At 36.0% G+C, this 22148-nt stretch carries 16 protein-coding genes; 11 read left to right on the top strand and 5 right to left on the bottom strand.

Annotated features, from left to right (window positions below):
• Positions 1-62: 62 nt before the first annotated feature.
• The 3 genes from AC27G3_RS02095 to AC27G3_RS02085 all read right to left on the bottom strand — a co-directional run bounded on the left by AC27G3_RS02095 (position 63) and on the right by AC27G3_RS02085 (position 3553).
• A complete protein-coding gene (locus AC27G3_RS02095; RefSeq protein ID WP_487118321.1) occupies positions 63-1265 on the bottom strand; it encodes a cyclic di-GMP phosphodiesterase in 1203 nt (400 codons plus the stop codon).
• Between the two features lie 12 nt (positions 1266-1277).
• The gene (locus tag AC27G3_RS02090) at positions 1278-2294 is read right to left on the bottom strand and encodes a DUF484 family protein (RefSeq protein WP_487118319.1); all 1017 of its coding nucleotides are present in this window, start codon (positions 2292-2294) and stop codon (positions 1278-1280) included.
• A 104-nt stretch (positions 2295-2398) separates the two neighbouring features.
• Positions 2399-3553, bottom strand: a complete 1155-nt coding sequence (locus AC27G3_RS02085) for a cyclic di-GMP phosphodiesterase (RefSeq protein ID WP_487118317.1) — start codon at positions 3551-3553, stop codon at positions 2399-2401.
• A 222-nt stretch (positions 3554-3775) separates the two neighbouring features.
• Between AC27G3_RS02085 and AC27G3_RS02080 the strand changes: the two genes are divergently transcribed.
• From AC27G3_RS02080 to hpf, 5 genes are all read left to right on the top strand, one after another.
• Positions 3776-4393: a tetratricopeptide repeat protein gene (locus AC27G3_RS02080; protein ID WP_487118315.1), complete on the top strand. Its 618-nt coding sequence runs from the start codon at positions 3776-3778 to the stop codon at positions 4391-4393.
• A gap of 150 nt (positions 4394-4543) precedes the next feature.
• Complete coding sequence (gene nagX / locus AC27G3_RS02075; RefSeq protein ID WP_487118313.1) at positions 4544-5686, top strand: transmembrane glucosamine N-acetyltransferase NagX; 1143 nt, start codon at positions 4544-4546, stop codon at positions 5684-5686.
• A 257-nt stretch (positions 5687-5943) separates the two neighbouring features.
• Positions 5944-7149: an efflux RND transporter periplasmic adaptor subunit gene (locus AC27G3_RS02070; protein ID WP_487118311.1), complete on the top strand. Its 1206-nt coding sequence runs from the start codon at positions 5944-5946 to the stop codon at positions 7147-7149.
• Between the two features lie 2 nt (positions 7150-7151).
• Positions 7152-10358, top strand: coding sequence for an efflux RND transporter permease subunit (locus AC27G3_RS02065; protein WP_487118309.1), 3207 nt, complete (start codon positions 7152-7154; stop codon positions 10356-10358).
• A 181-nt stretch (positions 10359-10539) separates the two neighbouring features.
• Positions 10540-10878: a ribosome hibernation-promoting factor, HPF/YfiA family gene (hpf, locus tag AC27G3_RS02060; protein ID WP_487118307.1), complete on the top strand. Its 339-nt coding sequence runs from the start codon at positions 10540-10542 to the stop codon at positions 10876-10878.
• Between the two features lie 176 nt (positions 10879-11054).
• Here hpf and AC27G3_RS02055 read toward each other — a convergent pair whose 3' ends face one another.
• Positions 11055-11894 (bottom strand): 2OG-Fe(II) oxygenase family protein, encoded by an 840-nt coding sequence (locus AC27G3_RS02055; protein ID WP_487118305.1) that lies wholly within the window; start codon positions 11892-11894, stop codon positions 11055-11057.
• Between the two features lie 161 nt (positions 11895-12055).
• Here AC27G3_RS02055 and AC27G3_RS02050 point away from each other — a divergent pair, with 161 nt between their 5' ends.
• The 5 genes from AC27G3_RS02050 to AC27G3_RS02030 all read left to right on the top strand — a co-directional run bounded on the left by AC27G3_RS02050 (position 12056) and on the right by AC27G3_RS02030 (position 18581).
• Complete coding sequence (locus AC27G3_RS02050) at positions 12056-12358, top strand: hypothetical protein (protein ID WP_487118303.1); 303 nt, start codon at positions 12056-12058, stop codon at positions 12356-12358.
• A 108-nt stretch (positions 12359-12466) separates the two neighbouring features.
• Positions 12467-15058, top strand: coding sequence for a sensor domain-containing phosphodiesterase (locus AC27G3_RS02045; protein WP_487118301.1), 2592 nt, complete (start codon positions 12467-12469; stop codon positions 15056-15058).
• An 18-nt stretch (positions 15059-15076) separates the two neighbouring features.
• A complete protein-coding gene (locus AC27G3_RS02040; protein WP_487118299.1) occupies positions 15077-15913 on the top strand; it encodes an HDOD domain-containing protein in 837 nt (278 codons plus the stop codon).
• 240 nt (positions 15914-16153) lie between these two features.
• On the top strand, positions 16154-17575 hold the full coding sequence (locus tag AC27G3_RS02035; RefSeq protein WP_487118297.1) for a sodium-dependent transporter: 1422 nt from the start codon (positions 16154-16156) through the stop codon (positions 17573-17575).
• A 112-nt stretch (positions 17576-17687) separates the two neighbouring features.
• Complete coding sequence (locus AC27G3_RS02030) at positions 17688-18581, top strand: class I SAM-dependent methyltransferase (RefSeq protein WP_487118295.1); 894 nt, start codon at positions 17688-17690, stop codon at positions 18579-18581.
• A gap of 13 nt (positions 18582-18594) precedes the next feature.
• Here AC27G3_RS02030 and AC27G3_RS02025 read toward each other — a convergent pair whose 3' ends face one another.
• Positions 18595-19623: an AraC family transcriptional regulator gene (locus AC27G3_RS02025; RefSeq protein ID WP_487118293.1), complete on the bottom strand. Its 1029-nt coding sequence runs from the start codon at positions 19621-19623 to the stop codon at positions 18595-18597.
• Positions 19624-19786: 163 nt separating this feature from the next.
• On the opposite strand from AC27G3_RS02025, the gene AC27G3_RS02020 reads away from it, so the two are divergent.
• Positions 19787-22144: an alkaline phosphatase D family protein gene (locus AC27G3_RS02020; RefSeq protein ID WP_487118291.1), complete on the top strand. Its 2358-nt coding sequence runs from the start codon at positions 19787-19789 to the stop codon at positions 22142-22144.
• Positions 22145-22148: the final 4 nt, after the last annotated feature.

The following is a 22148-nucleotide window of genomic DNA, read 5'->3' as shown; positions in this document are numbered from 1 at the left end:
CTTAATAGCAATGATATAACCTAAACCATTTGCATAAAGTAAACGGTAGATTAATCTACCGTTTAACCTTGCATTAATAAAAACTCAGTTATTTTATTCATATCTAAGTTAAAATCGTTAGCACGAACCCCTTTAATAATAAAATCCTTATCTTTAGATAGATCTACATCTTCTGTCATCACATAATGATGGTGTTCTACGCTGTAAAAAGATCTGACTTTAGGATTAACGGGATTATCTTGGTTACGTCCTTCAACGATAGCTAACTTATTTGAATTAAGCTCTACCAAAGAACCCACAGGGTATACACCTAAGCATTTAATAAATTGATTAACTAATTCAGTATCTAAATGTGAATCTTGAGCTAGTTTTAATAAAATATTAAACGCCTTGATATGAGGATAGCCCTCTTTGTAAACGCGATCTGTGGTTAGTGCGTCAAAAATATCACATATGGTAATCATTCTCCCATATTGAGAAATTTCATCACCTGCTACTTGGTAAGGGTAACCTTGACCATTTAATTTTTCATGGTGTAATGCGGCAACTTCTAGGCTTAACTCCGAGATATTGGGTGTTTGGCTGATAATATCAATGGAATGGTTGACGTGAGTTTGCATGATAGCAAACTCATCTTGAGTTAATTTTCCGGGTTTATTTAAGATTTCATCGGGGATCATAATTTTACCCACATCATGTAAAAATGCGCCGATTGAAAGCTGTTCAACTATCGATCTTTCAATGTTTAAATACCGAGCGAAAATACTCATTAATATTGACACGGATACCGAATGCTCTAATAAATATTGATCTTTTATTCGAATATTAATCACACAAGCAAGTGCATCAGGGTTATTAAAAATAGCATCAAGAGTCTTATTGGTAATTTCTTTTACAGGGGCTAAATCTAATACTTTTCCATTAAACGCATCAGTAAATATTTTGTTTTGTATGCTTTTAGATAAATCGAATAATTTTTTAGCTTGGGTAACTTCTTGTATGCTGGGTGGCTTGGGGACAGATACAGATAAAGGTGGTGTCTCTGGTGTTTTAGTCTCACTAGCAGAGGGGGGAGAAATTTTTTCGGTTAACGTTTTACTGGTGTCTATGGTTAATGTTAACACGCCTTTATTTTTGAAGTGTTCAATAATGGCTTGTTTCTTAACATGGCCGGCATGGTTGAGGGTGAAAGTTCCTTGCTGTTTTACGATAGCAACAACATAATGACCAACGGCTAACTCTTCAATACTCTTCTCGATAATCATTAAATATATCCTTTATTTAACTAGGTTTTCCATGACTTTTTTATGAAGATAAAGCTGTTCATCGGCTTGTTTGAGCAACAGGTCCATATCTTGACTGCCATCACAGGCTGATACACCGCAGCTAATGGTTACTGGCAGAAATTCACCCTCATAGGGCATAGGGTGTTCAATGAAAAACTGGCTTAAACGCTGTGCAATCTTTTGGCCTTCTTTATATGTCTGTCCGGCAAGGGTAATAACAAATTCATCGCCAGCATAACGAAAGCACTGATCATTTTCTCTGATAAGTTCTTGTAGTTGAGTTGCGACATACACCAAGACTTTATCGCCGCAATCATGGCCGTAAGTGTCATTGATAATTTTAAATTTATTACAGTCGATAAAAATAAGCGAGAAGGGAATATTGTATCGACGTTGACGAGTAATTTCTTCAGAAATGGATTTCTCCATTAAACGACGATTAGCGACTCCCGTTAAGCGATCATAATTTGCCATGTGTTCCAGCTGCTCTCTTATAAGAACATTCGATAAACATAAACTGATTTTGACTGATAACTGCTCAAGATGAAAAGTGCCTAGCTGTGGAGTAAACCGTTCTTTTTTTTCATCGGTAAACAATAAACTGCCAAATAGTTTTCCTTCTAAGTTTAAAGGAATAATAGCGGCGGACTTAGCATTAGTGAGCAATTTTTCAGGAATGGCTTGGGCTAGACTTGAAATGTTATTGGTTAGAAATGGCTTGTTGTCGGCGTGAAAGTTATGAAGAATATGCTCAGAAATAGAACGACAATTTTGTTGGTGCCACGTACTTTGCATATTTCCACTAAGTAAATAAGATAAGGGGGTTGGCTCAACAAGGAGTAAGTTGACATTCGTTAGCTGAAACTTATCTTTAATTAAATTAAGTAAGTGCTTTAGCAGTTCGTTACTGGATTGACAGCTTAGTATCTCGGTTTCTATATCAAAAAGTTTTTTAGCAATTGCTTCATTAACTCTTGAATTTTCAATTAATTGCTGTAGTTCTGACATAAAATAGTAGTTAACCTGCTAGGTGCACTGAGTTTCATTGTTATCATTTTATCAGAGATAATCAAGTAGAAAAATAGTGGATAAGCCGGTGCACGAAAAGCAAATTAGCCCTCCATTAATAATATTTCAACAATTTTGTTCATATCAAGGTCAAAGTCTTCGGCTCTTACTCCTTTAACAATAAAGTCTTCGGTGGTCGTTAGATCAATGTCTTGAGTGTTGAGGAAGTGATTAAGCTTCACGCTATAAAAAGAACGAACTTTGGGTTTAGTGATATCACCATCGTTACGTTGTTCAACGATTGCGAGTTTCTTTGAATCTAACTGTACTAATGAGCCAACGGGAAAAGTGCCTACGCATTTAATAAATTCGTTAACTAAATAACCATCTAAATGATTTTGATTAACCAATTCTAACAATATAGAAAAAGCTTTTGCGTGAGTAAAGCCTTCTTTATAAACACGATTTGCTGTTAATGCATCAAAGATATCGCATATCGCAATCATTCGACCGTATTTGGTAATATCATCACCTTTAAGTTGGTTTGGGTATCCAAAACCATTTATTTTTTCATGATGTTGAGCGGCGATTTGCAAGCTAAGTTTTGAAACTCCAGGAGTTTTTTTTATGATATCAATGGAATGACTAGCGTGAGTTTTCATAATATCAAACTCTTCGTTAGTTAATTTCCCTGGTTTATTTAATATTTCGTCAGGGATCATTATTTTGCCAACGTCATGCAAAAACGCGCCAATAGAAAGGTGTTGAACAACCTTTTTACTAATTTTTAAGTGTCGAGCGAAAATGGTAATGTATACCGATACTGCAACGGAATGCTCTAATAAATATTCATCCTTTTCACGAATGTTTATCATGCAAGCTAAAGAATCAGGGTTATTAAAAACCGCATCGACTGATTTATTGGTGATTTCAACAACGGGTGTTAAATCAAGGGTAGTTCCATTAAGAGCCGCGGCAAATACTTCTTTTTGAATCGCTTTAGATTGATCAAAAATAACTTTGGCTTCTTTTATTTCTGCTGCAATTGTCGCTTTATTTTTTAAAGGTTTGGGCTCGGGTACAAGTGTTTTGGTATCATCAATAAAAACTGATAATACATTTTTTGATTTTAAATGATTAATTACAGCTTGGCTTTTGATGTGCCCAGGAGCACTCAAAGAAAAGGTACTATTTTGCTTGGCTATTTCGGTAACATAATGGCCAACTTCAAGTTCTGAAAGCGTTTTTTCTACTATCATTAATATAAGATCATTTAATTAACTACATAAGCTTATTTTACTAGGGTTATCTAAAGAAATAAACTTGTCACATAAAAGTAAATATAGAGCTTTTTTTAAGGTTTAACAATGGTATTGAAATTGCTTTATTAGATTATATTTAATTTTTTTAATTTTATGCCGATATAATTTTGACACATGAGATACATTTTATTGGTTTGGTTGGTCTAATTGGGAATCCCTATGAATAAATTTTTCTTGGTACTACTACTGGCTATTTGTGCAACTTTTACAGTTAATGCACAAAGCTTAAGCGCAGTGCAAATATATAGTGACAACCAATTACTTGAATTAATTAAAGAAAATAAGCATTTGAGTCAAGTTGTGCTTGATGACTGTCAATTAGTGCAAGACATTGAAGCAAGAGCGGTAAAAGCTGAAAGACCTTCTTATCAATTTTTATGGGGCGATATGCTTGCTTATGGTGTGTGTGTAAAAAAAGATGTACCGCTAGGATTACATTACATGCGACTTGCTGCAGAGCAAGGATTACCTGAAGGATTAGAGCAACTAGGACGTTACTATCATATTGGAAAGTTTATGCAGGTCGATATTGACCAAGCTATTGTTTTTTTAAAGGCTGCCGCTAGCAGTAATAATTTAGCAGCGCAAATGCGCTTAGCAAGTCTTTATCAAGAGGGATACGGTAGCCCACTTGATTATCCTATGCTTTATTCTCAATTGCATCATGCAGTTACTGACGATAAAGCTACCCACCAAAAAATTGCGCAATTGCTCGCTTCTTTAGGCGATAAAATGCCAGAAAATGTTATCAATGAAGCCAAAAGAGAAACTTACTAACGAATGATTTGTTGTAAGTTAAGTTAGCAGCTCTTTAATTTGATGATGTGAGATATTTGCTATTTAACAGTAATTTTCTTACACTTTTAATTATATATGACAGCGCTGTCTTTTGTGTTGTCGCCATAACAAAGCTAGGATTTATGTATCATGAGCAATACGACCACCTCAACATCCACCCCTAAAAAGGTACGATTACTCTCTATTGATGCCTTAAGAGGTTTTGATATGGTTTGGATTTTAGGGGCAGAAGGGATTTTTGCTGCATTATTTACTTTGACAGGTTTTGCTTTTTTCAACATTGCAGCGCAACAAATGTTACACAGTACATGGCATGGTTTTACTGCTTACGATTTAATTTTTCCTTTATTTATCTTTTTATCTGGTATTAGTTTAGGTATCGCTGGTAAAGCATTAAAAGCGTATCCCGTTGAACAACGACCTAAAAAAATACAGCATGCAGTTAAACGTTTAATACTCTTGTTGATATTAGGCGTTGTTTATAATCACGGTTGGGGCGGTGGTATTCCTGCAAATGTAGATGATGTTCGATTTGCTAGTGTGCTAGGACGTATAGGGATTGCGTGGTTTGTTGCTGTTATGCTTGTTTGGTTCGTCAGTGTTAAAGCGCAATGGTTTATTACTGTTGCTATATTAGTGGGTTATTGGTTGTTACTTAGTTTTGTTGAAATTGCTGGATATGGTGGCGGCAATTACACCAGCACTGGCGCCTTAAATGTTTGGTTTGATATTACTTTCTTACCAGGGGCAACTTACCTAAATCTACCGCTAGATCCAGAAGGGTTATTGTCAAATGTGTCATCTATTGTAAATGCTTTACTTGGCGTCTTTGTTGGAAGACATATGATTGAACATCAAAATAATGCGAAGAAGCTGTTAAGGGACTTGATAGTTGTTGGTGTTATTTTATTGATGTTAGGTTATGGCTGGGGGGCTTTTTTTCCGATCAATAAAACTTTATGGACCAGTTCATTCGTTCTAGTTACGTGTGGTTATAGTGTTTTGCTTTTATCACTTTTTTATGCGGTTATCGACGTTTTGAAAGTTCAGCGATGGGCTGTATTTTTTGCTGTTATTGGTACTAACTCTATTATTGTTTATTTAGGAACAAGTTTAGTGAATTGGCAATATACCGCAAATAGTTTATTTGGCGGCTTGATTCAGGCGACACCAGCTGCGTGGCAATCATTATGGCAAATCATTAGTTTAGTGTTTATTCAGTGGCTAGTCTTATTATGGTTATATCGACTAAAAATATTCATAAAAGTTTAAATATTAGCGAAAAACACTAAGCTTTAAATTATTAAATTAGGCGCATTGATTAATCTTCAGTAAAAGTTAATTGTTTTTTTTATTTTTAACTGTCTGATATTTAATGATTATATTGCGCTGTGTGACCTTTTTTTAGCGAGTTTGTAAAATTAGGCGTATATTTTGTAATAGACGGTTACATCTTTATCTATTGTACTTATTGAAAGTTAGGTATTATTTATAAAATAAGTACAAAATGTAACACTGAGGATCACACTGTGATGCGTAAAAAACAAATTATACTGCCTTTAATTATTCTAATCGCTGGCATAGGCGCTTTTGCAATCTTTACTGGCATGAAAAAACCACCTGAAGAAAAAGAAGAAGTGGATAACACGCCTATCGTGTCAGTTGAAAGCATCACGGTTGCCCCAATGACCTTAAATGTTGACTCTTATGGCATCGTTAAGCCTAAGTATGAAACAGACTTAGTTGCTCAGGTTAACGGTGAAATCATTGAATTAGCAGATGTTTTTGTACGTGGCGGTTTTGTTAAAAAAGATCAAGTACTTGCCCGTATCGATCCTAGCGATTATCAAGCAGCGTTAATTGATGCTCAAGCCAGTTTGGCATCAGCGCGCGCTTCTTTAGAAACCGAAGTTGCACAAGGTAAAGTAGCAGAGCGTGAGTGGAATCAAATCACAGATACCTCGCCTACAGAATTAAGCTTACGTAAACCTCAACTTGCCCAAGAACTTGCAAGAGTTAAAGCCGCACAGGCGTCAATATTACGTGCAGAGCGCAACCTTGAACGAACAAACATTGTAGCTCCGTATGATGCGATGATTGAATCTCGTGATATCGGTTTAGGTGCTTTTGTTGGCATGGGTAACAAAATTGGTAAAATATTAAGCACCGAACTTGCAGAAGTGAGATTGCCGGTTGCTGATAATCAGTTACAGTATTTAATTGACCAAGGTGATAACGCTAAGGTTATCTTACATGGCGTGTATTCAGGTAAAGAAATACAATGGCCAGCGAAAATTGTTCGTGATGAAGGCGTTATTGATAATCAAAGTCGTATGAGCTATTTAGTAGCAGAAGTGCATGATCCGTACGCGTTAAATACATCGAATGATCAACCACCACTGCGCTATGGCAGTTATGTTAATGCGAAAATTGTCGGTATTGAAATTCCTCAAGCGAGTGTTATCCCACGTTATTTAGTTAATAACTCAAAAGTGGCTATTTTAGATAGTGAGTCGCGTTTACACTACGCTGAAATTCACATTGCACGTCAAGATGGCGAAAGTATTATTGTTTCTAGCGGTTTAAAAGGTAATGACCAACTCATTGTTTCAGCACTTGATTATCCTGTAGATGGGATGAAATTAGCATTAATAAGTGATAAAGAAGAAGGCAACGAACAAGAGAGTGATGATGAAACCCAAGTGGCGTTAAATGATAACGATACTGGGGAATAAATATGACTGACTCAAAAGCTATTAAAAAGCCTGAAATAGACCATTCTATTGATACCAATACCGGTATTATTGCTTGGTTCGCACGTAATGCTATTGCGGCTAATTTACTTATGGCATTTATTTTAATTGGTGGATTCTTAACAATCCAAACGATTAATAAACAAATGTTTCCACAGGTAAAAATTAATTGGATTTCTTATTCTGCCATTTACCCTGGCGCAGCACCTCAAGAAGTTGAAGAAGGTATAACTATAAAGGTTGAAGAGGCACTTGAAACTGTGCAAGGCCTTAAACGAGTTATTACCTATTCAAATCGTGGTTATTCAAATGGTTGGTTTGAAGTCGAGCTTGATTATGATCCACAAGTTGTTCTAGAAGAAGTTAAATCAGCGATAGACTCAATTCCAAGCTTTCCTGATGGCATGGAGCGTATCAAAGTTGAACGTGAAAAATTCCGTCAAGAAGTTATGTATATTAGCCTTTATGGTGACCTTAGTAATGGTGAGTTAAAAGAGCTTGGCCGTAAAGTTCATGACGAAGTTCAGCAATTGCCTTACGTCAATATCTCTGATTTATTTAGTGGTTTAGGTTATGAGATTTCTATAGAAGTTAGTAAAGATAAGCTACGAGAATATAATTTAAGCTTTAATGATATTGCTCAAGCAGTCCGAAGTTATTCACGCAATATGTCAGCAGGGCAAATTCGAGCAGAAAACGGCTATATAAATTTGCGCGTAGAAAACCAAGCTTATCGCGGCCATGAATTTGAACAAATCCCTGTGGTTACTTTACAAGACGGCACTAAGGTGTTGTTAGGCGAGTTAGCTACTGTTAATGATGGTTTTGAAGAAGGTTTACAATACTCAAAATTTAATGGTAAAAATTCGATAACTATCTTTGTTGGCGCAGCTGACAACCAAAGCATTACTGATATTGCTGGAGTGGTTAAAAAGTATGTTGCTGAAAAATCTGATCGTCTACCTCAAGGGGTTAAATTAGAAACTTGGGTTGATATGACCTACTACCTTGAAGGTCGTCTTAATATGATGATAGACAACATGCAAAGTGGTGCAGTATTAGTGTTCTTAATGTTAGCGCTATTTTTACGTGTTCGTTTAGCTTTTTGGGTGATGATGGGATTGCCAGTTTGTTTCCTTGGTACTTTATTAATTATGCCAATGGAATTTGTCGATGTTACTATTAATGTTATTAGCTTATTCGCCTTTATTTTAGTATTGGGTATCGTGGTTGATGATGCCATTGTTATGGGAGAGAGTGCCCATGATGAAATAGAAGAACACGGTCACAGTACTGAAAATGTAATTCGAGGGGTTAAGCGCGTAGCTATGCCGGCAACCTTTGGTGTATTAACTACTATTGCCGTGTTCTTGCCTTTCTTATTTGGTGAAGGGCCTTCATCAGCTTTTGGTAAAGCCATTGGCTCTGTGGTTGTGCTTTGTTTAATTTTCTCCTTGATCGAATCAAAGCTAATTTTACCGGCGCATTTGGTTAAAATGAAAATCAAAGAGTTTAATCCTAAAAACCCGATAGATAGAATACGTTTGGTGGTAGATACTCAACTTAAACGATTTATTGAAAAAATATATCGTCCTATGCTGGCAATGTGTGTTGAATATCGTTATGCAGTATTGATGTTTTTTATCAGCTTAATGCTTCTTAGTGCTGGTTTATTTAATGGCGGTTTTGTTCGATTTATTGGTCAACCTAAAATACCTCATGATTTCCCACGCATTTCAGTTGAAATGAATGTTGATGCATCAGAAAGAGCGACTTTAGACACTTTACTAAACATTGAAAATGTTATTTATAAAGTAGATCAGGAAATTGAAGCGAAATACGGCAGCTCAATGATTTCTGATATGCAAGTCGATTTACGTAGCCGAACTAATGGCCAAGTGATGGTTAAATTAGTTATTCCTAAATTGCGTGCGATAAATACTTTTGAATTAGCTGATATGTGGCGAGAGGCTATCCCTAATTATCCTGGCGTTAAGTCGTTAACCATTAGCGATAATTTATTCGGCGGTGGTCGTGATGATGGCGATATTGCCTTTAGATTAGAAAGTCAAAACGATAAAGAGCTTTTAGGCGCTGCTAAAGAGTTAAAAGAAAAACTTAACTCGCTAAAAGGGGTTGGTGATGTTAATGATAGCCGCCAAACTAGCGCTAAAGAAGTGCAATTTGAGTTGAAGCCGCTTGCCTATAGCATGGGATTATCGTTGGCTGATATTGCTTCACAAGTGAGCGCAAGTTTCTACGGCTTAGAAGCCCAACGCATTTTACGTGACAGTGAAGAGATAAAAGTCATGGTGCGTTATCCTTTAGAGCAACGTAGTTCAGTTGGTCACGTTGATAATGTACTTATTCAAGCGCCAAATGGTGCTGAACTTCCTTTATCTGAATTGGCTGAAATATCCATGCATGACGGGGTAACACGAATTCGTCGGGAAAATGGCAATCGTACCATTAACGTTTGGGCAAGTGTCGATGCTGAGCAAGTAGAACCTTTTAAAGTGGCACAAGATGTTCGAGATAACTTTATTCCTAAGTTGTTGAGAAAGTACCCACAAGTTAAAAGTGAAGTGTCAGGGCGAATCCAAGAAGAAATGGACAGTGCAAATGATCAGTTACGCGACTTTATTATTTCGTTAATGGTGATATTTTCTTTATTGGCAATTCCGTTAAAGTCCTACTCGCAAGCGGTAATGATTATGGTTGTTATCCCGTTTGGAGTCATTGGTGCGGTGTTTGGCCACTTCATATTGGCGATGGACTTAAGTGCATTATCAGTAATGGGGATCTTGGCTGCTTCAGGTGTTGTTGTTAACGATTCACTCGTAATGGTTGATTATGTTAACAATGCGAGAAAGCGTGGAGAGCGTTTAAAAGATGCCGTAATGCACGCAGGTACTAAACGATTTAGAGCGATAATGTTAACCTCGTTAACCACTTTTATTGGCTTAGTTCCTATTATTTTCTTCGAAACAAGTGCACAAGCGCAAATTGTTATCCCAATGGCGGTATCGTTATCATTTGGTGTTTTATTTGCGACGATTGTTACCTTAGTGCTTATTCCATGCCTTTATATTATTATTGAAGATATGAGAGGTTTACTTAGTCGAAAAAAGAAAGCTAAGCAAGCAGTAACGAACACATTAAAAGACGGTGTAAAGGATGTAACCGCATAATATATTCAACTCATAGTTAATAAAAATAGCCGTCTTTTGATGGCTATTTTTTTGCCTGTATTTTAAAAAACATTCCTGTTTTTTTCGATTACATTTAATTGCAAAAAAGGGAGTTTTTATCATTGATCTTTTATGAATTTAGGAGGATTATGAAGTTGAAGATAACAAAAGAGGTCATATTATGAATATAGAAATTTCCGGACACCATGTAGAAATTACCGAAGGTATTAGACAAGCCATCGAAAATAAATTTGCTAAAATCTCTAAGCATTATCCGAATTTAATGACACTTAAAACAACCATTACGGTTGAACCACATCAGCAAAAATTTGAAGTCACGACTAATTATGAAGGAGTTAATGTAACCGTTCATGCCGCTGATAAAAAATTGTACAGCGCCATTGCAAGTGCAGCTAAAAAATTAGACGTTTCACTCGCTAGACGCAAAGGTGTATTAGCCGCCAATATGAATAATAAATATATTGTTCAACAGTCTGACGCTTATCAAATAGCCTCATAATACGTTCATTAATTTTCCATAAAAAAAAGCTGCATTTGCAGCTTTTTTTATGGTTTTCCTACGGAAACTGAACTCAGGTTATATTAATTAACCTACTTTATACGCAGGAAACATGACTGAATATAAGATATTTATTTTAACCAGTAGAAATGATCGCATAATTAGTGAGATTGGTATTATTTAACACCTAATTCTTTTAATCTTTCTAATAAGTAACTTTCTTGAGTGTGTTTTTCAGAAAGCTTTACTTCACTTCTTGGGTGTAAAAATAATGGCAAAGAGATGCGCGATTTATTGCTGTTTTCACCTGTAGGATTTATTACTCTATGGCTTGTTGACGGAAAATAACCGCCAGAAGCTTCTTGAAGCATATCACCAATATTAATAATTAAATTACCAAAATCTGACGGAACATCTAGCCAATTGCCATCTTGTTGCTGCACTTGTAGGCCTGGTTCGTTAGCGGCAGGTAAAATAGTGAGTAAATTAATATCTTCGTGTGCAGCGGCTCTTATGGCTCCAGCTTCCTCTTTACCCGTTAACGGGGGATAATGTAAAACCCTTAATAACGTATTTGGTGTGTTTGTTATCATGCCAGATAAAGGCTCAGAGTAACCATTGGCAACATCGCTAGGACCGTACTTTTCAACCCAGTCGAGTAGTTCTGCTGCGAGAGATGAAGCTAATTGATAGTAATTTAAAATTTCATCTTTTAAGGCGTTAGGGATACGTCCCCATGGATAAATATGGTAATACTCTTTGATGTCCTTTTGGGCATGACCTTTAGCGGTTTCTGATATTTCTGTCGCAAAATAGCCGTCTTGTTTTTGAGGATCAAAAGTAAAATTGAATTTATCTTGGCTGTTAAAAAAATCGGCCCAATTTTTATAAATAGATTCAACAAGAGATTGATTTATTGGATGATTGACTAATACGCCAAAACCTGTTTCACGTAAACTTTTAACAAAACGTTGTGGAGCGTCTTTTGCGTTATAATCGACAACTTGAACTTGCATAACTTGAACCTAAATAAGAGTATGAAAAAACATATTAAGGTTAATTTTACTTGTTTATAAATTTTGAGCAATGTATAGAGTAACAAAAAGCTACCTTCCTAAACTTTAGCCGTCTATAATGCCATTATTAATGACGTTTATTTTTCAAAAAGAGAATAATAATGAAAAAATTAATTTTTACTACATTACCTTTTACGGCGGTTTTAGTTGGGTGTGCCACTTCTGATAATGTCTGTGAAGATGTTACGCTAGCTTCAGAGCAAATTCATGCGTGCCAAGCATTACAGCGTCAAATCACTAATGCTAAAGGCCAGCCCTTAAAGCGCACAGAGTTAGAGCGTCGTTATCAACAAGACTGTGTAGATATTCGTTATTACCGTGAGGAACAACAAGACGCGATTTGTGGTAATAAAGAAAAATTAGTTGAAATAAAAGAAGAACTGCAAAAAGAAGAAAATCAATAACTTATTAAAAAAAACAATGATACGAATTCAGGCGACTAGATATTTTTTGCATTAACCGTCATTATTAAGACAGTTATTCACTTTATTTATGATGTAAGTATATTTTGAATGCCCAACTCTTTAAAAGAAAGCGATATGGCTGTTCAGCGAAAAGATAGCTCAGATGATAATATTTCTTCAACAGAAGAGGTGTTAGCGCTTAAACTTGCGCTGAACAATCTACAGGCGCGGCACACAGCGTTATTTGAACTAAATCAATTATCTCACGACTGCGATGATTTAGATGATTTTTTTCCTCAAGTTCACTCCGTAATAACTTCATTAATTACAGCACCCAATTTTTATGTTGTTCAATATGATCAAACGTTTTCGACCTTAGAGTTTCTTTATTATGTCGATGAAAATGATGAATTTCCTAAAGGGCCAGTTGACTACGACAAATATAAAGGCTCTTTAACGCACCTAGTGATTGAATCAGGCGAAGCCTTGCTCGCGACGCCAGAGCTTATTTCAAAATTGACTGCTGAAAATTTAATCACCGATTATGGTACGGCAGGCCTAGATTGGTTAGGCGTCCCTTTGCTTAACGACGGCTTTGTTAGCGGTGTTATGGTTATTCAAAGTTATAACGAAGATATGCGTTATAGCAAAGATGATTTAGATTTATTAACTTTTACCGCACAACATATAGTAACGGCCATGAGGCGTTTAGAAGACCATCAACGGTTACAAAGCGCTGTTAATGCTAGAACGCGAGAGTTAATGGAGCAAATACGCGATCGCGAGCACTCAGAGCTATTACAAGAGTCACTGTTTAAAATTTCTGAGTTAACCAACGAAGCCAGTTTAGAAATTAATGAGTTTTATCATCAAGTTCACAATATTGTAGGGCAGATGATTAATGCGACCAATTTTTTCATTGTAAAATATGACCCTGAGAGTGAAACCGCAGAATTTGTTTATTATGTTGATGAACATGACAAAGAATTAATTAAATATTTAGCACCGAGGAAATTATCTAATTTATTTTGTGACTATGTTATTCGTAAAGGGGAAACCGTTTTATTAGATCACGATCAGATGATGGATTTATATAATCAAGGCATTACTGTAAAGCCAACTCACGGCAATAATTCTTGGCTAGGTGTGCCGCTAATTTACTTTAAAGATGTTATTGGCGTTATGGTAGTACAAAGCTATCGTTCTAACTTGGTGTTTACCGAACAAGATGTCGAACTACTAAATTTTGTTTCACAGCATGTATCAACTGCCCTAAAGCGCAGAGAAGCACTGGAATTCGAAAGAGAAAGTCATGAGCTATTAGAGCAACAGGTTAAGTTAAGAACTGTGGCTTTAGAAGATGAAATTAAGCAACGTAAACGCGTTGAAACCCAATTAAAACATACGGCTTCTCATGACAGTTTAACAGGGTTGCCTAACCGTATGGTTTTCATAGATTTGTTAAATCATGCCATAGCCGTTAATAAACGGAAGCCACAATTTAAATTTGCTATTTTATTTTTAGATTTAGACCGTTTTAAAGTGGTTAACGACAGTTTAGGTCACTTTGCTGGGGATTTATTGTTAAAAATTGTCGCTCGCGAACTCACTGAAATTGTTAGAGAAAAAGATACCGTCGCTAGATTAGGTGGTGATGAATTCGTTATCTTAGTAGAAGACTTAGAAAACGACTCTGAAGCATTTGATGTCGCACAGCGTATTACTGAGTTTTTAAGTCAACCATTCACCATTGAAAATCAGTTAGTCTTTATCGGGACCAGTATTGGCATTTTGTTTAGCGATTCACGTTATGAGAATGCGAATACTATGCTTCGTGATGCCGATACCGCGATGTATTTTGCCAAAGACAATGGTAAAGGTCGTTATGAAGTCTTTGATGATAGTATGCATAATAAGGTGCAAAATGCTTTATCGTTAGAAGCAGATTTAAGGGAAGCTATTGACTGGCAAGAGTTTATTCCTTTCTTTCAGCCTATAATTAAACTTGGTGATAATAAACTCGTAGGTTTTGAAGCTCTGGCACGTTGGCAAAGTACCAAAAGAGGCTTTGTTTTTCCTGATGATTTCATTCCGTTAGCAGAAGACACCAACTTAGTGTTGGCCATTGATTTGCAAATATTAGAAAAATCTTGTTTGCAACTTAAAAAATGGCAAGAAATTATTGGTGACAATGATTTATACGTCAGTTGTAATATGTACTGTAAGCAGTTTTTAAGTACAACCTTACCCGATGATATTGCTGAAATACTTAACAGAGTTGGTATTGAACCTAAGCAAATTCGTATTGAAATTACTGAAAGAGCTTTAATGGAAACTAGTGATGTAGTTCTTAGCAATTTAAGGGCTTTAAAGCACTTAGGAATTAAAATCTTATTAGATGATTTCGGCACAGGGTATTCAAGTTTAAGTTATTTACATCGCTTTCCTATCGATGTCTTGAAAATAGATCGCTCGTTTATTTCTAACGTACATGAACATGAAAATAACCGCGCAATAATTAAAACAATCATCGATTTAGCCACCAACTTAAAAATGGCAACCGTTGGTGAAGGTGTTGAAAACTATGAAGATGCTGCTTTGTTGAAGCAATTGGATTGCATTTATGGACAAGGCTACTTTTTTGCTAAACCTATGTCTGTTGATGAAACCCTCACTTATATTCAAAGTAACAAACATTAATTTATTCAAGGACTTGATATGAATGCTCATGAGTATGCAATACAAGCTAATGGTTCATTTGCGTTGCCTGATGCCTGTTTTAAAGTAAAAGCTTTGCTGGAAGATGAAACCTCCAATGCGGCGGATTTTGCGAATGTTATAAGTGTTGATCCTTCAATGACTTCTCGGCTATTAAAAATTGCTAACAGTGCAATTTACAGCTTCCCCGGCGAAATTAGTACAATTTCAAGGGCAATTACAATAATTGGTACCCAAGCCATTTACAATATGATGTTAGTTGATGTTGCCGCCAGTGCTTTTAAACATTTTTCAAATCAAGCAATCGATCTAAATCGTTTTTGGCAAATGAGCGTGTTTTGTGGTTTAGCCTCTAAAAATTTAGCGATTAAAGCAGGAATACGGGATATTGAGCGATTATTTGTTACTGGTTTATTGCAAAATTTTGGTGAGCTTTTAGTGGCAAAAATATCCCCTGATGTTGCACAAATTTGCGAAAAATACTCATCAAATGTTCTGCCTTGGCAGTTACAGCAACAAAACCTGGGCTATACCTACACCGATATTTCTGCCGAGTTATTAAAAATTTGGCAAATTCCAGAGAAAATTATCTTGCCTATTCGACACTTTAATCAAGCGCAAGATATTCAAATTAATAAAGATGTAAAAGTATTGCAATTAGCTTCACGATTAGCATTGATTGATAGTCATTCAGAAGAGTTTTCTTATGAAGTAAATATTGATGAAAAACTTTGTCAGGATCTCGGATTAACCATTGGCGATTTACATGAAGTGGCAGATTTTGCCAGTGATGAGGCAAAAAGTATTTTAGCCATTATGAATGCTAACTTTTATTAACGTTTTACACATCTTGTAAAGTATATTTACCCACTAAATTAAGAAAGTTTTTTTATGATAGCCCCAAGGTAACACCTTGTTTTAATTTGCTTTAAGTTTTAAATTTTTGGCTATTGGATTAAATCTTATACACTTTTTCAATTCAGGCATTATTTCTAAACAAGACATCAGATTCAAAGCCTGCTAGCATCGATAAGTTACATTTTCGTGCCTAATAAAAAATTATAATTAAGGACATTCATGAGCGCAAATAGAGAACACTTCAGTTCCCGTCTCGGGTTTATACTCGCTGCAGCAGGGTCAGCGGTTGGTATTGGTAATTTGGTTGGTTTTCCGGTAAATGCCGCTAAAAATGGCGGAGGTGCATTTTTATTAATGTATGCCATTTTCGTTTTTATGATCTGTTTACCCGTTATGATGGCTGAAATGGCTGTCGGTCGTAAAACAGCTAAAAATCCTGTGGGGGCATATGGTGCCTTAAGTGATAATAGTCCGATATGGCGAAAAGCTGGGTTATTAGGCATTATTACGCCATTTATGATTGCCGTATTTTATACCGTACTCACAATTTGGATTTTTATTTATTTAGCTGTTGTTGTAACGGGTAATTTAGAATATTTAGCCAGCCCTGAGGCTTTTAGCGAGATTATTAATAGCCCTTATTTGTTTTTATCGATGGGAGTTGTTGGCACTTTAGTCTATTCAATTTTAGGCTTTGGAGTGAAAGATGGCATTGAACGTGCGGCGAAAATAATGATGCCAGCGTTATTTGTTATGCTTATTATGTTGGTTGCATTCGTACTGACTTTAGATAACGCAATGGCAGGTATAAAGTTTTATTTAATTCCTGATTTAGATAAAATAACACCGTCTGTCATCAGCGGTGCATTAGGGCAAGCGTTCTTCTCTTTATCACTTGGGATGGGGATCTTAGTAACTTATGGTTCTTATATTTCAAAGAAAACAAATATTGAAACCTCTGCCACATTAGTTGCTATTACCGATACCGCAGTCGCATTTGTTGCAGGTTTAATGGTTATGCCGGCAATATTTTCATTCAATCCAAGTATCGACCCAAGTGAATTGAGCGATAGTTCAGTGTCACTAATTTTTGTCTTTTTGCCTAAATTGTTTTTAGCTTTACAAGCAACTGTTGGCTATTTCTTTGCAAGTGCTATTGCGTCAGTATTTTTTCTTTTAGTATTTTTTGCTGCACTCACGTCATTAGTTTCTATTATTGAAGTACCTGTTGCTTATTTAATTGATGAAAAGAGCAAAACACGTAAAAAAGCACTATCGACAGTATTTTTATGGGGTGGCTTGTTTGCTGTTCTTTCAGCGCTTTCTTTTGGTATGGTTGATTGGTTAACTTCTCTAACTAGCTATGGTGGTGTGTCTAAGTCATTATTTGATGTGATTTATGATATGTTCTACGACACTATTTTGCCGCTTAATGGCTTATTAATTTGTTTATTTGTAACTTTCCGTTGGAAAAAACATAATTTAAATAAAGAGCTTAGCGAAGGTAATGAAAGCTTTGGTCAATCGTTTTTAGCTAAATATGTTGATTTTTCATTAGGCACTTTCATCCCTATCATTATTTTAATTATCTTTATTAATACCGTTGCCAAGATTTACTTCGGTTATAATATGTTTGGTTAGTTTAACAAATCTTTAATATGTGTAAAAAGGCCGTTTATACGGTCTTTTTTAATTTTACAGTAACCTATATTAGTGATGCCTATTTCGGCAATACTCGACTAAAAGAAATACTATGATGTTAACAACTTATATTAACTTTGATGATGCTACAGAGTGTCAACGCTTGTTTCATGGCCGTGGTCATGCTTATCCTGAATTATCTCATGTTAATGTGGATTGGTTTGCACCTGTTATTCTTATTACGCTATATCAAGAGGTTTCAGCTGACTGGTTATCAATGCAAGCTAAGGCGTTAATGGAGCTTATTACCGAATGTCGCTCAGTGCAGGTGCAATTTCGTAGTCGTCAATTCGCTCCTACAGAAGTACTAATAGGTGAGGAAATAGACCATACCATAGTTCAAGAAATGGGACTTAGCTATAATATTAACTTTGGTAAAGCGCAAAATTGTGGTTTGTTTTTAGATATGAAAAATGGTCGAAAATGGGTCATGGAGCATGCAAACAATAAGAATATCCTTAACTTATTTGCTTACACTTGTCCTTTCTCGCTAGCCGCTATTGCTGGCAATGCGCAACAAGTCGTTAATATAGATATTAGTAAAGCCTCGTTAACTAAAGGTAGGGAAAATCATCGATTAAATCACCATGATATGGACAAGGTTAAATTTGAAGGGGTCGATATCTTTAAATCTAACAGTCGAATAAAAAAACATGGTTTGTATGATTTAATTATTTGCGATCCGCCTACCATGCAGTTTGGCAGTGTCGATATAGAGCGAGATTATAAAAAGATAGTTCGGAAAATTCCGCAATGGTTAAAAGCAGGTGGGCAAGTGATGCTATGTTTAAATTCACCTGATTTGAGTGAAGATTTTTTGATGGAGTTAATTTCGCAACACTGTCCTGATTGTTATTTTAAAGAAGCTATTCGTCCCCCTGAAGTTTTTAAAGAGGCTTATCAAGGAAAAGGGCTAAAAGTATTAGTATTTAGTTATCAACCTTAAATGTTAAACCGCATTAAGTAGGGCTTCGTTTACGGTATTGCCCCGGCGTTAAGTTGGTTTCTTTTTGAAACCAACGATAAAATGAACGAGGTTCTGAAAAGCCTAACATTGTACTGATTCTACTAGCACTGAATTGAATATCGGCTAGATAAACTTTAGCTTGTACTAACCTTACTTCTGATTTTAGCGCTTTAAAATTGGTATGTTCAGCTGATAGTCGTCGTTGAAAGGTCTTACTACTAAAACCAAGTAAAGCAGCGATATCACTTTGGCGTAAAGCTTCTTGTTCAAGGTTTTCTTTAATTAAGTTTTTTGTTTTTAACACAATGTTTTTTTGCTCACACCGTTGAATTAATATTTTATTCGCATGTTTCTCTAACGCCACGAGTATGTCCTTATTTCCTTTATTTAATGGCAGTTCAAGCAATTTTTCATCAAAAATAATAGCATCATCATCTTGATTAAATAAAACGGAACAATTAAACATTTGTTGGTACTGTGTGCATTCGCTTAAATTAGGTTCATTACGACATAAGCGAACTTGTATCGGGTTGCTTGTACTGTTTGTTAAGTATCGAGCAAAGGTAACCCAAGAAGCTAAGCAGTTATCTACAGAATGCTGTTTTACAAGCTTATTGGTAAATAAACATGACCAAGTAATCGTAAAGTAACTATCATGTTGACTTATTTTTGTTGTGCCCATATCCCCAACTAACTTTTCAAAAGGCTGTATTTTAGTAATTGCATCACCCAATGTTTCACAATTCATAAGAATGTAACCGAGCACACTATACGAACCTGGTTGTACAAATTGTGATGTATGTAAACCAAACAATTCATCGGTTGATAAATTGATTAAAGCTAAAATAAGCTGTTGGAAAGTTGCCCCTGAAATAGTGGCACTATTGTCTGCTAGGAGCTCTTTAGTGAGACCGAGTTCTAAAAGTATGGGTGCGATATGTAACTGTTGAAAATTGGCAAGTTGCAAGTATTGATTGACGGCAGGGATTGAAGCGCGTCCTAAAGTTTCTATTTTTGCCATACCCTATCTCCACAACGTTGTCCTGTTTGGTCCCTTAATGTGTCTTTAAGGGACATTTCATGAAATCAATCTCAGTTCTATCATAACTAAACTACTCAGACCATTGAAATTTGGTTCGAGGATTCCTCATGATAATAAAACAAACAATGCAAAAGGAAATAACGTGGAATATACACGCCGTAAATTTATAAAGACATTTGTTGTAAGTGCTGGGGCTGTGGTTACTACCAGTCTTATAGGATGTGGTGGCAGTAACAGTAGTTCAACTTCAAGTGGTGAAGTTACTGCACCTGAAATTGCTAGTGTTCAAGATGGAAGTCAGTATTTTCCTCAATCTGTTGTCTCTGGTGACCCTAAGCCTGATTCAGTGATTCTTTGGACAAGAGTAGATAATTCAAGTTCAGCTGATACTCAAGTAACGCTTCAAGTCTCATTAGAAGAAAATTTTAGCAGTTTTGTGCTTGAAGAGCAGTTAACGGCATTGGCTGCGGCGGATAATTGCTTAAAGGTTAGGGTGACATCGTTAAATGCGAATCAATATTATTATTATCGATTTGTTTATAAACCTGATGATGTGAGCTATATCAGTCGTACCGGTCGAACAAAAACTGCTCCTTTGCCTAATAGCGATGTGGCTGTTAAATTTGCTTATGTTTCTTGTCAGGATTACATTGGCCGTTTTTATAATAATTATTTAACCATCTTAGATAATGATGATTTAGACTTTATTATTCATCTAGGAGATTACATTTATGAAACTACAGGCGATGCATTATTTCAATCGAGTACTCAAGATCGTTCTATTGCCTTTGATGACAGTGACGGCAGTTTAACGATAGGTGTTGGAGAAAATACAACTCAAGCTGCAAATAGCTTAGATAACTATCGCCAACTTTATAAGACTTATCGAACCGATGAACTCTTACAAAGAGTACATGAGCGTTTTCCTATGATTGCCATTTGGGATGACCATGAATTTTCTGATGATAGCTGGGGGGATAGAGCTACTTATTTAGATGGCGCTGATGAAGAGCAACAAACACAACGTAAGAAAAATTCTGAAATTGCTTATTTTGAGTATATGCCTATTGATCACGAACAACCGCATACTGAAAGTGAATTAGCGGCAGGGTTATTAGCAATAGATGATAGCCACTTATACCCCAATACGCGTATTTATCGTGACTTTCATTTTGGTCAGCATTGCCATTTAGTCATGACGGACTTTAGAACGAATCGACCGGATCATATATTACCTGAAGATGCTTTTCCTGCGACTGTAGCGCTTGATCAAACCACGTTAACTGGGTTTTTATTAGCGACGGGGATGAATCAAGGGCAAGTAGACGGCACAGTTAGTCAAATGTCCCCATATGTCAACATAGATGAGGCAATGTTTGCCCCTTACAAAAGTGCTTTTTTAGAAATATTTACAGGTCTATATGCACAAGAGTTAGCAGTGCGAATATCAATGTCACAAGAACAAGCATTAGCTAAAGGGCAGCAGCGAGCTTTATCTGCAATACAAGGTAACCTTGCTACCAGTTATTTAAATCAAGTGTTGATAGAAGCACAGTCGAATTTACCTGATACACATCCAATTCAAGCACTTCCGGTTCTACCTGAATCGGGAATTGCACAAGGACTTGCTTTTTATACTATGGGGAAAACATCCCTGTTTGATTATATTGGAAGTCGATATTTTGTTATTAAAGATACTTATGATTTATATGCTGGCTACAAAGAGTATGTTGCTCAGTTGCAAGGCAGCTCTGTTCAAGGTGGTTTTGATGAATCACAGACAAATTGGATAGCGCAAACCTATGCAACATCAACAAGTACTTGGAAGTTACTCGGTAGTTCTGTCTCATTTTCTCCTTTGATTTTTGACTTCTCATCAAGTCGTGAGTCTACAGGGATAGTACCACTAGAGTTTGTCTTAGGCTCCGCATTAATACCTGAGGCATTAAAGCAGCGCTTTTATCTTGAAGCTGATCAATGGGATGGGTTTCCACAATATAAGTCAAATTTTGTTGAAAATGTCCTTAGTCAATTTGGTGTAATTACACTTGGTGGAGATGTTCATAGTGCTTATGTAACTGAACATAAAGCAAGTAGTATTAGTGGATTGAAATCTTATAACTTTACAACTTCTTCAATTTCTTCTGGAACATTTGGTTCCTTTTTGGAAAATGGTATGAATGGGATTCTATCTCAACTAGGAGATATACCTCCAGAAGTTTCACAATTACCTGTATTCTTTGACAGCTTAGTGAAAACGGCAACTCAGCGTTCAGACATTGAAGGTGATTTAGTCTTTTCTCGTATGGCAGAACATGGGGTGGTTATTGTGGAATTAAATGCTGATGAAATGTTCGTTAACTTTCACAATGTGCCCGCAGTTGTTGGGGAAGTAAATACAGCAACGACCAGTTTTTATAATGATTCAGAGACATTTCTTAATTTGGTTCGTCAATACAACTTTAAAGTGAAGGATAATCAGTTAACACGGTTGGCTTAATGGG

This window comes from Colwellia sp. SU-HH01217, assembly GCF_057543495.1.
Note: the sequence above shows the minus strand (reverse complement) of the source record. Positions and strands in the feature narration are given on the sequence as shown.

Excerpts from the sequence above, each read along its gene's own strand:
- AC27G3_RS02080 (WP_487118315.1), top strand. The coding sequence starts at position 3,776 with ATGAATAAATTTTTCTTGGTACTACTACTGGCTATTTGTGCAACTTTT.
- AC27G3_RS02065 (WP_487118309.1), top strand. The coding sequence starts at position 7,152 with ATGACTGACTCAAAAGCTATTAAAAAGCCTGAAATAGACCATTCTATT.
- AC27G3_RS02035 (WP_487118297.1), top strand. The coding sequence starts at position 16,154 with ATGAGCGCAAATAGAGAACACTTCAGTTCCCGTCTCGGGTTTATACTC.
- hpf (WP_487118307.1), top strand. The coding sequence starts at position 10,540 with ATGAATATAGAAATTTCCGGACACCATGTAGAAATTACCGAAGGTATT.
- AC27G3_RS02050 (WP_487118303.1), top strand. The coding sequence starts at position 12,056 with ATGAAAAAATTAATTTTTACTACATTACCTTTTACGGCGGTTTTAGTT.
- AC27G3_RS02045 (WP_487118301.1), top strand. The coding sequence starts at position 12,467 with ATGCCCAACTCTTTAAAAGAAAGCGATATGGCTGTTCAGCGAAAAGAT.
- AC27G3_RS02085 (WP_487118317.1), bottom strand. The coding sequence starts at position 3,553 with ATGATAGTAGAAAAAACGCTTTCAGAACTTGAAGTTGGCCATTATGTT.
- AC27G3_RS02095 (WP_487118321.1), bottom strand. The coding sequence starts at position 1,265 with ATGATTATCGAGAAGAGTATTGAAGAGTTAGCCGTTGGTCATTATGTT.
- AC27G3_RS02040 (WP_487118299.1), top strand. The coding sequence starts at position 15,077 with ATGAATGCTCATGAGTATGCAATACAAGCTAATGGTTCATTTGCGTTG.
- AC27G3_RS02030 (WP_487118295.1), top strand. The coding sequence starts at position 17,688 with ATGATGTTAACAACTTATATTAACTTTGATGATGCTACAGAGTGTCAA.
- nagX (WP_487118313.1), top strand. The coding sequence starts at position 4,544 with ATGAGCAATACGACCACCTCAACATCCACCCCTAAAAAGGTACGATTA.
- AC27G3_RS02055 (WP_487118305.1), bottom strand. The coding sequence starts at position 11,894 with ATGCAAGTTCAAGTTGTCGATTATAACGCAAAAGACGCTCCACAACGT.
- AC27G3_RS02025 (WP_487118293.1), bottom strand. The coding sequence starts at position 19,623 with ATGGCAAAAATAGAAACTTTAGGACGCGCTTCAATCCCTGCCGTCAAT.
- AC27G3_RS02090 (WP_487118319.1), bottom strand. The coding sequence starts at position 2,294 with ATGTCAGAACTACAGCAATTAATTGAAAATTCAAGAGTTAATGAAGCA.